The organism is Actibacterium sp. 188UL27-1 (assembly GCF_016901225.1).
GTDB lineage: Bacteria > Pseudomonadota > Alphaproteobacteria > Rhodobacterales > Rhodobacteraceae > 188UL27-1.
The window spans coordinates 176,299-188,815 of sequence record NZ_JAFEUL010000003.1 but is presented as its reverse complement, the minus strand read 5'-3'; the positions used below and the strand labels follow the sequence as shown (position 1 = coordinate 188,815).

At 58.0% G+C, this 12,517-nt stretch carries 10 protein-coding genes, 1 tRNA gene and 2 pseudogenes; 11 read left to right on the top strand and 2 right to left on the bottom strand.

The genetic code is table 11. From position 1 onward, the window contains the following. Positions 1-952 precede the first annotated feature (952 nt). A tRNA-Leu gene (locus IU397_RS06230) sits at positions 953-1,039 on the bottom strand. Between the two features lie 150 nt (positions 1,040-1,189). Between IU397_RS06230 and IU397_RS06225 the strand changes: the two genes are divergently transcribed. Continuing rightward, complete coding sequence (locus IU397_RS06225; protein ID WP_204411845.1) at positions 1,190-2,170, top strand: complex I NDUFA9 subunit family protein; 981 nt, start codon at positions 1,190-1,192, stop codon at positions 2,168-2,170. Between the two features lie 398 nt (positions 2,171-2,568). Here IU397_RS06225 and IU397_RS06220 read toward each other — a convergent pair whose 3' ends face one another. Continuing rightward, a complete protein-coding gene (locus IU397_RS06220) occupies positions 2,569-3,246 on the bottom strand; it encodes an IS6 family transposase (RefSeq protein WP_204411844.1) in 678 nt (225 codons plus the stop codon). A 181-nt stretch (positions 3,247-3,427) separates the two neighbouring features. On the opposite strand from IU397_RS06220, the gene IU397_RS06215 reads away from it, so the two are divergent. The 10 genes and pseudogenes from IU397_RS06215 (at position 3,428) to IU397_RS06170 (ending at position 12,497) form a co-directional block, all read left to right on the top strand. Next, a complete protein-coding gene (locus IU397_RS06215; RefSeq protein ID WP_204411843.1) occupies positions 3,428-4,237 on the top strand; it encodes a hypothetical protein in 810 nt (269 codons plus the stop codon). 60 nt (positions 4,238-4,297) lie between these two features. Further along, positions 4,298-4,492 (top strand): annotated as a pseudogene (locus IU397_RS23825) (transposase); the annotation flags it as partial. Positions 4,493-4,636: 144 nt separating this feature from the next. Further along, positions 4,637-5,104 (top strand): annotated as a pseudogene (locus IU397_RS06205) (integrase core domain-containing protein); the annotation flags it as partial. Between the two features lie 191 nt (positions 5,105-5,295). Continuing rightward, entirely contained in the window at positions 5,296-6,237 is a 942-nt protein-coding gene (radC, locus tag IU397_RS06200; RefSeq protein ID WP_239479640.1) for a DNA repair protein RadC, read from the top strand. A gap of 211 nt (positions 6,238-6,448) precedes the next feature. Beyond that, a complete protein-coding gene (locus IU397_RS06195; protein WP_204411842.1) occupies positions 6,449-8,185 on the top strand; it encodes an ABC transporter substrate-binding protein in 1,737 nt (578 codons plus the stop codon). 120 nt (positions 8,186-8,305) lie between these two features. After that, on the top strand, positions 8,306-9,364 hold the full coding sequence (locus IU397_RS06190; RefSeq protein WP_204411841.1) for an ABC transporter ATP-binding protein: 1,059 nt from the start codon (positions 8,306-8,308) through the stop codon (positions 9,362-9,364). A 1-nt stretch (position 9,365) separates the two neighbouring features. Then, positions 9,366-10,439, top strand: a complete 1,074-nt coding sequence (locus tag IU397_RS06185) for an ABC transporter ATP-binding protein (RefSeq protein WP_204411840.1) — start codon at positions 9,366-9,368, stop codon at positions 10,437-10,439. Continuing rightward, positions 10,436-11,299 (top strand): carbohydrate ABC transporter permease, encoded by an 864-nt coding sequence (locus IU397_RS06180; RefSeq protein ID WP_204411839.1) that lies wholly within the window; start codon positions 10,436-10,438, stop codon positions 11,297-11,299. Before IU397_RS06185 ends, IU397_RS06180 begins: the two co-directional genes overlap by 4 nt. Continuing rightward, on the top strand, positions 11,296-12,093 hold the full coding sequence (locus IU397_RS06175) for a carbohydrate ABC transporter permease (RefSeq protein WP_204411838.1): 798 nt from the start codon (positions 11,296-11,298) through the stop codon (positions 12,091-12,093). Before IU397_RS06180 ends, IU397_RS06175 begins: the two co-directional genes overlap by 4 nt. Next, the gene (locus tag IU397_RS06170; RefSeq protein WP_204411837.1) at positions 12,093-12,497 is read left to right on the top strand and encodes a DUF2160 domain-containing protein; all 405 of its coding nucleotides are present in this window, start codon (positions 12,093-12,095) and stop codon (positions 12,495-12,497) included. Before IU397_RS06175 ends, IU397_RS06170 begins: the two co-directional genes overlap by 1 nt. Positions 12,498-12,517: the final 20 nt, after the last annotated feature.

Below are 12,517 nucleotides of genomic sequence, written 5' to 3'. Positions count from 1 at the left end.
ATCCGTGCGGACCCGGCGATGTTCAGCGGCACGCGCGTCTCGGCGTCATCCCAGGCCACGTCGCGCACTGCCAAGGGGGTTGAGGAGCCAGGTGTGGAGGTTTGGTAAACCGCCGACATGTCCTCATGGCGCTGCGCCTGTTCTGCCATGTGATCTTGGTCTGCGGTCGGGACCTTGGTCAAAGCGCCGCAAATGGGCCAAGCCTGCCAGTGGGTGTTCTATGATCGGTAACCACCCGGAGCGACATCGAAAACCTCACTGAGGATATTCAGATCATGGGGAATGTAAAAACTGTCCCGGCTGTCGGTATGACTGAAAAAGTAAAAGAAATTGTCAAAGCCCGCCTAGGTGATCGCTGAAAGGCACATGGAACAGGTCTCGTGCGTGGACAGGAAGATCATGTCGGACGGTGCCGGGCGAGCGGAGGTCGGCAATTCGGAAACGTTTTCAGGCACTGCATTTCGCCATTCCATAACGGATTTTCCGTTTCGTTATTTGTCTCGGCCAGGACAAACGACAGTTCATCAGCCAGTTGGCTGGCTTGAAAACATTTTTCCGGCCGTTGAGGGTGGTGTGAGAGTTCTGATCGTAGAAGTAATGATGTAACGGACTTCATGAGAGGCGTCACGGGGCCTCGGCTCAAACAACGCCGCCATCATCCGGAAATACGAAGAAAACACCGAGTAACACATACATAATGAGGCGCTACTGAACGAAAGCTGACTAATCAGGCGGAGCCAAATGCCACGTTACGGAAAAGCGAGCACCAGCAGTGACGTTTCTGTCAAACTGTTGGCAACACTCGGAGCGGTACAGATCCATCTGCGTCGATTGATATTGAAACTAGCCGTCCAATTCGGCATCAGATATTGCCGAGGAGGAGCCTAAACTCGCTGGAGCCGCGTTACCCATCGAAAGCGCTAGATGCAGCGGGAGATCCCAATTTGGGATATGGTGCCCAGGAGAGGACTCGAACCTCCACATCCTTGCGAATACTAGCACCTGAAGCTAGCGCGTCTACCAATTCCGCCACCTGGGCCGGTGTCGTGAACGCGTTGGATATAATTGCGGACCGGGGCTGTCAACGCTGAATCGCTGCAATCTGATCTTCCGCGACGACACCGCCGGTTGTCGTCCTGCGGGACGCGGGGTATCAGCGCTTTGTACGGATCCAGCAGGAGCGCATGCGATGTCACAGCTTGTCACGATCTACGGCGGTTCAGGCTTTATCGGGCGATACATTGCCCGGCGCATGGCCAAGCAAGGTTGGCGTGTGCGGGTGGCCGTGCGGCGCCCCAACGAGGCGGGGTTCGTGCGGACATATGGCGTTGTGGGTCAGGTCGAGCCCGTCCTGTGCAATATCCGCGATGATGCATCGGTTGAGGCTGCATTGGCTGGTGCGGATGCGGTGGTGAACTGCGTGGGCATTCTGGCCGAAGGCGGCAAGAACACTTTCGACGACGTGCAGGCCGAAGGGGCGGGCCGCGTGGCGCGGCTGGCGCAGATCCAGGGGATCACCCGGATGGTACAGCTCTCTGCCATCGGAGCGGATGCGGCGGCCGAGAGTGACTATTCCCAGACCAAAGCCAGGGGCGAGGATCTGGTTTTGCAGCACATGCCGGATACCGTGATTCTGCGTCCCTCGGTCGTGTTCGGGCCGGAAGACCAGTTTTTCAATCGCTTTGCGGGGATGGCTCAGCTTGGTCCCGTTTTGCCTGTCGTCGGGGCAGACACCCGGTTTCAGCCCGTTTATGTAGATGACGTGGCCCAAGCGGCCGAAAAAGCCGTTCTAGGGGAGGTCGCGCCCGGCATTTACGAGCTGGGCGGCCCCGACATCCACACCTTTCGCGAGTTAATGGACCTGATGCTGAGCGTCATCCGCCGTCGCCGCTTGGTCGCAAATATCCCGTTCCCCATTGCGCGCATGATGGGATTTGGCTTTGACATGGCGGCCAAGGTGACCGGCGGACTGATCACGCCAGCGCTGACCCGGGATCAGATCAAGAATTTGGCGACTGACAATATTGTGGCTCCGGGGGCCAAGGGATTTGCCGATCTGGGCATCGCGCCCATGGCGATGACAGCGGTCTTGCCGGACTATTTGTGGCGCTTCCGCCCATCGGGCCAGTATGCCGACATCAAGGATTCGGCGCGCAATCTCAAGACCTGACAGACCCGATCATGGCACGCGGATCAGCTATGACATCCAAGGCTGGATCATTGGTGGTTGGACGTCAACGGCGGTGCTGTCTGTGGTTGGATCGTTGCGTTGCAGTTGGGCGACCGGCAGCAGTTTCGAGATCGCCTCCGCCCAATGTGGCCCAGGCCTCCCGCATGGTCTGATTTTCCCTTGGAAAGTTTGCGCCCAGGTGTTTGATGGTGTGATCCATTCGTTGGAAGGACAGGAAGCCTTATGGGACAAGTTCGTCATGGCAGCGCCACGCACTGTTACCCATCAGGCGATTTGTATCGCAAATCTGCCGGGAGGGCACGCACACGGTCAGAGCAGCAATACGGTTGCGTCGCAAAGTTTCGGCTTCGCCTAGATCGATCAAACCGTTACATCGCTTAGGCTGCGAGACTTGCGAATGCTGCGAACGGGCATCGGTTTCCGAGCTGGTCCTTCCTGATCATGTTTGCTGTCTCAATTCCGTCCAGTGTTGCTGCTGCCGATGTGAATGACTTGAACCCGAGCACTGGTCGCGTGTGGCGTTTTATGAACCGGTGGTCTTGCTCGACTATGTCGTTGAGGTACCTGGATCGAACTGTGTCGATATGCGCGTTGCGCCCAAGCCTTTTCAGGATCTTGTTGATCGCCGTAATTCTGGCAGCAGTAGCGCGGTTCTTGTCGATCACAATCTGTGTTGGAATGCCGTTTGATGACAGAGCTTGCGCGAAGAATTTCTTTGCTGCCTTGGTGTCCCGTTTCTCCGACAACATGAAATCAAGGGTTTGCCCATCACGATCAACCGCCCGATACGGATACATCCAAACGCCGCGTACGTTCATGTAGGTTTCATCCATCCGCCATGACACAGCGGTTGGAACCTTCCGTTTCTGAGCCACCAACGCCACCAACGGCGCGTACTTCACCACCCAACGGTTCAATATAGAATGATCGACGACGACACCACGTTCGGCCAGTATTTCTTCCAGATCGCGGTAGGAGACCCCATATGGCAGATAGAAATAGACAGCGTGCAAAATGACGGATCTTGGAAACTGTGCCCCACGGAACGAGATCATACGTCTGTCCTCCCGGTCGTAGCGATGCTGAACTACCAAGACATCGCTACCGCGAAAACCACAACACCGCAAACTTTGCGACAGAACCGATCAGGAGTTTCCGGGGGCAGTCTTTGCCTTTGCTTTTTAGGTATTATCCCTACTTCAAAACTCGACCCGCTGGTTTAGGTGTTCTTGATTAATGAAAAATACTGCGACCATCGTCAATGCGCTTATATTGGCATTAATTATTGTTGGCTGGACAACAGATGCATCCCTGGCGAAAGACCCACCCTACAAATTCCGCCCGCCACCGGAACCAGATCCAACAGCTGCGTATTGTGATCGGCGAGCGATAGGTTATCCCCATGGAAAAATTGTACCTTTAGGCGAGCGCGTTTTTCATACCTGCGCTAACTCTGTAGACACTGCTTTACTGGCCGTTTCAAACGTTCGACGACTTCCGGGCCTGCAATATTATCTAACGGAATATTCAACTATGGTACGGGCACTAAAAAACCCGATTGATGGTCTATCGCAATACGAAACGGTCTTGGAACGCAGTCGAGATCGATATACCGACTTTCGGAACAATGTTACTCTCAGTCAAGCAAACTATAGAGTTTATCATGATAAAAGCCGTTTGCTTCCAGTCGATGGGAAGAGCGGGCGCAAAGTGCATCCAGGAAATTTGCGTGTTTACAATGGCCCTGTAGACAATTTAGCGGAGATCACTCCGCATTTTGTAAAGTGTACTAATGAGCCGTTTAATATTGCTCTGAACGATGACTATCACTGTTATGTTTATGTTAGCTGGCATGGCCTCTATGCACGGGTAAATATATGGGCTGGAGGGGATCGTTTCACGCCCATGGAGCACAAGCATTTTCCGGCCATTGCTGAAGATGTTCTGATATTGCTACGAGCCATTGACGTGACCGATGACAATGCCCGTCAGGCTTGTATCCGCGCCGGAAGAGGATGGTGGGATGGCATCTGCAAAGATGGCTAGGTTGTCTTGACGAAATGGGTTCACCCTGTGTCGCCGGCATGCTTCACGCCGGTATCTGCGATGGAGACCGGCTTGGCAGGAGATTTGATGACGGACGACGAATGGGCGTTCTCTGAACACGTCATCCTTGCTGCACATGCCCGGAACGAGCGCAAACCGTCCAATCATCGCAGTGTTCTGGAGCGGATATTCTGGATTGCGCGCACCGGATCGCCTTGGCGGGACCTGCTCGAAGAGTTCGGCAAATGGTCAAGCGGTGTTTCAACAAGCTGAAAAACGCCCGCCGCGGCGCAACATGTTACGACAAAACCACAGAAAGTTTCCTGGCCTTCATTGACGTAACGTCTATCCGGCTTTGGGTGCGCCATTTGTCAACATGACCTAGAGGGAAGGACAGGTAAACCAGAGCCGCTGGCTGGGCCCAACAAGCCGAGGGATCGTCGTTCGATTAGGACACTGAACGTTCTGGATGACTTCAATCGCGAAGGTCTGTGCATCGAGGTGGACGTTTCGCCACCAACCGAGAGGGTTGTCAGACGCTGAGACCAGATCATTGAATGGTGCGGCCAGCCGCAGGCAATTCGAGCGGACAACTGCCCAGAGAATGTTAGTAGAAAGCTGATGGAATGGGCTAAAAAAGGCGATGTCTGGCCGGAACACATCCAGCCCGGAAAGCCTCGACAGAACGCCCATGTCAAGCGCTACAACCGTACCATTCGTGGCGAATGGCTGGGACAGTGTATCTTCGAAACCATTGAGAAGGCCCCAGACCAAGCAACCGAATGGCTCCGGACTTACGACAATGAGCGACCCGACATGAATATCGGCGGCATGACACCCGCAATGAAACTGAAAACAGCCACCTGAATGCCACGGCTCGACCCCCTTGAAAATGGAGGACTACCTTGGCTGTGAAACGCTGGTCGAACGCGGCTCATCGACGGGTGCCGCTAAATTAACACAACATTAACCGTGACAAGGGAAAACGCTGAGGTCGACAAAAGCCCGGTGGGCACCGGGCCGAATTTCCACATCGCGGCTGTAACCGGAGCGTTCAGATGAAATTTGAACTATGGGATTTTCTCAGATCCTCCGGGCCTGACACACCCCGCTCTGGCAAAACCGCTCCGCAGACCAAGGGCCGTGCAGCCTCAAAATACGAACTGTCAGACATTGATCAGGCGGGGCTGGCAGATCTGGATGCGCGGATGCCGCCGATCGGTATCGAAACGCAGCCCGCCTTCTTGCCCATGCACAAAGCCACGGATCGCTTGTCGACCGAAGCGGCCGCGGGCGGTGGGTTCATTGTGGATGACCGGGGCAACAAACGGCCCCACTACCACGGACACCGGGAACGGTTGCGCCAGCGGTTTCTGAAAGGCGGCCATGCGCCACTGCCTGAATACGAGATCCTGGAACTGCTGCTGTTCAACGCCATCGGCCGCATCGATGTGAAGCCCCTGGCCAAACGGTTGCTGGCGGAGTTCGGCGACCTGAACGGCGTGATCGCCGCATCGGAACACAGGATCCTTCAGGTCGATGGCGCCACGCATAAAGTGTATTTTCAACTGAAACTGGCCGAGGCCTTTGCGCAGCGCATGGCCCAGGCAAAGGTCCTCAAACGCGATGTCCTTGAATCCTGGGACGCGCTTATCGCCTATTGCCGGACCGCGATGGCCCATCGGGACACGGAACAGTTCCGGGTGCTATACCTTGACCGTAAAAACACGGTCATTGCCGATGAGAAACAAGCGGATGGGACAGTCAGCCATGTGCCTGTCTACCCCAGGGAAATCGCCAAACGTGCGTTAGAGTTGAATGCCAGTGCCGTCATCCTGATCCACAACCACCCATCCGGCGATCCCACCCCGAGCCGGGCGGATATCGAGATGACGGACCGGGTGCAGGTCGCTTGTGACGCGATTGACGTCAGCATCCATGACCATGTCATTATCGGCAAGGATGATGAGTTGTCTTTTCGCGGTCAGGGGCTGCTCTGACCGTTGCATCTGCGGCCTGGGTACGACTGACATCAAACCATTGCTGTGCGCATCTGATCACGGATCACACCAACGGACGGACCCGTGCCGTTTCCTCAGCGCACGTAGCTCCGGCATCTCCACGCCTACTATAAAAATAGTTGACATGCGTGCGGCTTCGTATCAGCGTAAGATTGCTGACAATGATCAGCACATATCTGGGAGGAGAAATATGCGGATTTATCTGCGCAGTGCCGTTGCGGCCAGCGCCCTGATTGCTGGGGCGGGTTTTGCGATGGCCGATGAAGCGGCTGCCACACGCTGGATCACGGATGAGTTTCAACCATCTACATTAAGCCAAGACGAACAGATGGCCGAGATGACCTGGTTCATCGAAGCGGCCCAGCCGTTCAGCGGGATGGAAATCAACGTCCTGTCCGAGGGCATCCCAACCCATTCCTACGAGTCGGACGTGCTGACCAAGGCGTTTGAAGAGATCACTGGCATCAAGGTCAATCACCAGATCCTGGGCGAAGGGGAGGTCGTGCAGGCCGTCCAGACCCAGATGCAGACGGGCCGGAACCTTTATGATGGCTACGTCAATGACAGTGACCTGATCGGCACCCATTCGCGCCTGCAACTGGCCTATAACCTGACCGAGCAGATGGCGGGCGACTGGTCTGCAACGACGTCGCCTACACTTGATCTTGAAGATTTCATGGGCATCCAGTTCACAACCGGTCCAGATGGCAACCTTTATCAGCTGCCCGACCAGCAGTTTGCCAACCTTTACTGGTTCCGCAAGGATTGGTTCGATCGCGAGGATCTGCAGGCCCAGTTTAAAGAGAAATACGGCTATGACCTGGGCGTCCCGGTCAATTGGTCGGCTTATGAAGATATTGCCGAGTTCTTCTCTAAGGACGTCAAGGAGATCGACGGGACCACGATCTACGGCCACATGGATTACGGCAAGCGCGCCCCGGATCTGGGTTGGCGCATGACCGATGCCTGGCTGTCCATGGCTGGTGCGGGTTCGGTTGGGGAGCCCAACGGGATCCCGATCGACGAGTGGGGCATCCGGATGGAAGAAGGCTCCTGCAACCCGTCGGGCGCCAGCGTCACCCGTGGCGGGGCGGCCAACGGCCCAGCGGCGGTTTATGCGATCCGCAAATGGGATGAATGGCTGCGGAACTATGCGCCCCCGGGTGCGGCCAGCTATGACTTCTACCAGTCGCTGCCCGCCTTGGCGCAAGGCAATGTGGCCCAGCAGATCTTTTGGTACACGGCCTTCACCGCAGACATGGTCAAGCCGCAATCCGAAGGCAACAACACGGTCGACGAAGAGGGCAATCCCCTTTGGCGGATGGCACCCAGCCCCCATGGCCCCTACTGGACCGAAGGGCAAAAGGTCGGCTACCAAGATGTGGGATCGTGGACCTTTCTGAAATCCACGCCTGCGGATCGCGCACAGGCCGCGTGGCTTTATGCGCAATTCGTGACCTCCAAGACGGTGGATGTGAAGAAATCCCATGTGGGTCTGACCTTCATCCGCGACAGTTCGGTCAACCATGAATCGTTCACGGAACGTGCACCCAAGCTGGGCGGTCTGGTCGAGTTCTACCGCTCGCCCGACCGGGTCGCGTGGTCGCCCACGGGTATCAATGTTCCCGACTATCCGAAGCTGGCCCAGATCTGGTGGCAACAAATCGGTGACGTGAACTCCGGCGCCTTCACCCCGCAAGAAGCCATGGACCGTCTGGCCGAGGAGATGGACATCACCATGGCCCGCATGCAGCAGGCTGATGAACGAGCCAATGTCTATGGTGGTTGTGGTCCGCGGCTGAACGAGGAACAGGACGCAGAGTTCTGGTTCGCCAATGGCGGCGCCAAGCCCCCGCTGGAAAACGAAAAGCCCCAGGGCGAGACCGTCAACTACGACGATCTGGTCGCCCGCTGGCAGGCTAACTAAGCGCATGGGGCCAGCGTGCGCTGGCCCCCACCTTTGCGGTAGGGCGAGGTTCACCCCGCCACTCATCCCGGGCCTGGCGGGGCGAACCCTGGCCTACATCCCTATTGCGGACCGGATCCCATGTTAGAACTCAAGAACGTCTCGAAGCAGGTGGGTGCCATTACCCATATCAAGCCGACGACGCTGACCCTGCAGCCCGGGCAATTCAACGTCCTGCTGGGTGAAACCGGGGCAGGCAAAACTTCCCTGATCAAACTGATGGCGGGTCTTGATCCGCTGGCCTCGGGAGAGGTCTGGATCAACGGCCAGAACGTCACCCGGCTGAACACGCAAAAGCGCAAAATCAGCCTGGTGCATCAATTCTTTGTCAATTACCCTCATATGACGGTTTTCGACAATATCGCCTCGCCCCTGAAGGTGGCCGGCCTCGCCAAGTCTGAAATCCAGGGCCGGGTTGAAGAGGCCGCCGATATCCTGCAACTCCGCCCCATGCTGCACCGCCGCCCCCATGAGCTGTCGGGCGGCCAGCAACAGCGCACCGCCCTGGCCCGCGCCATCGCCAAAGACAGTACCGCGGTTTTCCTCGACGAACCGCTTGCGAACCTCGACTACAAACTGCGCGAGGAACTGCGCGCGCAGTTGCCGGACCTCTTTGCCGGGCGCGGCGCTGTCGTGGTCTATGCCACGTCCGAGCCCGAAGAAGCGTTGCTACTTGGCGGCGCCACGGCCCTCATGGCGGACGGGCACGTAACCCAATTCGGACCCACGGCCCAGATCTACCGCCAGCCAAACACGCTCGCCTCGGCTCAGGTCTTTTCAAACCCGCCGATCAACGACGCGCCGATCATGAAACAGGGGAAAACGGCCACGCTGGGCAACATCACCTGGCCCCTCACCGGCGCTGCCGCGAATCTCGCGGATGGCCCCTACACGCTCGCCGTTCGCCCGCACCATGTCAGCCCGACGCGTAGCACCCCCGATCAGGTGCCTGTCACCGGCACCGTCCAAGTGACCGAGCTCAGCGGATCCGAAAGCAGCGCCCATTTCACCTTTGACGACCGGTCCTGGGTCTCGCTCTGTGCGGGCGTCCACCCCTACACCGTCGGCACCGACCATGAGTTCTACATGACACCGAACCATTTCCTGTATTTCGCGCCTGACGGAAAGCTGGTGGCCTGACATGGCAAAAATCACCCTCTCCCAACTGCGCCACAGTTATGCACCGGCCCCCAAAGCCCCTGAAGATTACGCGCTGAAACAGATCGACCTGGATTGGGAGGATGGCGGGGCCTATGCTCTTCTTGGCCCGTCCGGCTGCGGCAAGTCTACTTTGCTCAACATCATCTCTGGCCTGTTGCACCCGTCCGAGGGACGCATCCTGTTTGATGATCGCGACGTGACCGATCTGGCGCCCGACCAACGCAACATCGCCCAGGTCTTCCAGTTCCCGGTGATCTACGACACGATGCGCGTCTACGATAACCTGGCCTTCCCGCTGCGCAATCGGGGGGTGGACGAAGTCCGCGTCGATGCGCGCGTCCGCGAGATCGCAAAGATGCTGGAACTGACCGACCTGCTCCAGACCAAGGCCGCGAACCTCGCCCCGGACAACAAACAAAAGATCTCCATGGGCCGCGGCCTGGTGCGTGACGATGTCAATGTCATCATGTTCGACGAACCCCTGACGGTGATCGACCCGCACCTGAAATGGAAGCTGCGCAGCAAACTGAAAGAGCTGCATCAACGCGTCCGCGCCACGATGATCTACGTCACCCACGACCAGACCGAGGCGCTGACCTTCGCTGACCAGGTCGTCGTCATGCAAGACGGCGTCATCGTCCAGATCGGCACACCGATTGAGCTGTTCGAACGCCCCGCCCACACCTTTGTCGGCCATTTCATTGGCTCCCCCGGCATGAACGTCCTGCCTTGCGACATCCAAGGTGGCACGGCTCTGCTGCACGGCGAACCCATCGCCCTGGAAGGGGCCGTCACCGGCGATGGCGGCATCACCCAACTGGGCATTCGCCCCGAATTCGTGACCTTCGGCAGCACCGGTCCCCAGGCCACGATCCGCCAAGTCTCTGATATCGGGCGCCACGCCGTTGTCGAGGCCAAGCTGGGGGAGCAGTCCGTCCACGCCGTGGTCGAAAGCAATCCACCGGCCCAAGGCGACACGGTCCACCTCACCTTTGATCCCAGCCAAACCCGCCTCTACCGCGACGGCTGGCTCGCCACGGAGGCTTGCCAATGAAAACCGTCAACCAGCGGGCGTGGTTCTTCGTCCTTCCGGTCCTGCTGCTGGTCGCGTTCAACGCGCTTGTCCCGATGATGACCGTCGTCAATTACTCCGTGCAGGAAACCTTCGGCGACAACCTGTTCTTCTGGGAAGGGCTGCGCTGGTTCGAACAGATCCTGACCTCAGAACGCTTCCACGCCGCCCTCGGGCGCCAGTTCCTCTTCACCGGGATTATCCTGCTGATCGAGATCCCGCTGGGCATCATCATCGCCCTGTCCATGCCCCGCAAAGGGTTCTGGGTGCCCGTTTGCCTGGTGACCATGGCATTGCCCATGCTGATCCCCTGGAACGTCGTTGGCGCAATGTGGAATATCTTCACTCTGCCGCGCCTGGGCCTGGCCGGATATTTCCTGAACGAGATCGTGGGCATCAACTACAACATGACCCAAAGCCCGCTCGCGGCCTGGATCACGATCATTGTCATGGATGTCTGGCACTGGACGTCGCTGGTGGTGCTGCTTTGCTATGCCGGGCTGGTCTCAATCCCCGACGCATACTACCAGGCGGCCAAAATCGACGGCGCGTCCAACTGGTCGGTCTTCCGCTACATCCAACTGCCTAAGATGAAGACGGTGCTGACCATCGCGATCCTGCTGCGCTTCATGGACAGCTTCAACATCTATACCGAACCCTTCGTGCTGACCGGCGGCGGCCCCGGTAACTCCACCACGCTTCTGTCGATTGACCTCGTGAAAATCGCCTTGGGTCAGTTCGACCTCGGCCCCGCCGCCGCCATGAGCCTGATCTACTTTGCGATCACACTGCTGGTCTCGTGGCTGTTCTATACCCTCATGACGCGGGAAGATGACAAATGAAGCCCAGATACCTCATCCCCATCCTCTACATCGCGTTCCTTATGCTGCCGATCTATTGGCTGGTCGCGATGAGCTTCAAGACCACGAACGAGATCCTGTCGGGCTTCTCGCTCTTTCCGCAAACCTTCACGCTGGAAAACTACCGGGTCATCTTCACCACACCCAGCTGGTACTGGGGTTACATCAACTCGATCATCTATGTTTCGATCAACACAGTGATCTCCATCGCCGTCGCCTTACCCGCGGCCTATGCCTTCTCCCGCTATCGGTTCCTGGGCGACAAGCACCTCTTCTTCTGGCTGCTCACCAATCGAATGGCCCCGGCCGCCGTCTTCGCGCTGCCCTTCTTCCAGCTTTACTCGGCCACCGGCCTCTTTGACACGCATATCGCCGTGGCGCTCGCCCACTGCCTGTTCAATATCCCGCTCGCGGTCTGGATCCTGGAAGGTTTCATGTCGGGCGTCCCCAAGGAGCTGGACGAAACCGCCTATGTCGACGGCTACTCTTTCCCTCGCTTCTTCACGACGATCTTTTTGCCGACGATCAAGGCGGGTGTGGGCGTCGCGGCGTTCTTCTGCTTCATGTTCAGCTGGGTTGAACTGCTGCTGGCCAAAACCCTGACCGCCGTCAACGCCAAACCCATCGCTGCCGAGATGACAAAAACCGCCTCCTCCGCGGGCTACGAACTTGGCTTGCTGGCCGCTGCCGGGACGCTCACCATCATCCCGGGCGCCATTGTCATCTATTTCGTCCGAAACTACATCGCCAAGGGCTTCGCCCTCGGGAGGGTCTGATGCACCGCCTCGCAATAACCTGCGCCGCACTCTTCGCCACCCATCCAGCCCGCACCCAGGGCTGGAACAATGTCGGCAAAGATGACGTGCCCAAGGGTTTCTCCTGGACCGACCCGCTCTTTTCCGGCTTCTGGATGGCCTGGACACCGGCCACGCTGGCGATCTTCATCGGCATCTTCGCGGCGATGGGCACCCTGATCGCGCTGGAAATCCGCTGGCCCGGCGGCAACGAACGCCAGGGCTTCCTCGGCCTCACCACCACCCGGGGCGACCGGCTTTTCATTTCGCTCCTGGGAACGGTCTACATCTTCCTGGCCTGGCTCGGTCTCGTGGGCCAAGGCTTGCTCTGGATCCCCCTGATCCTCGCCCTCAGCTGGGCCACCCTGTGCTTCTGGAAGGCCTAACAGCAGTCTTGATCCCAACG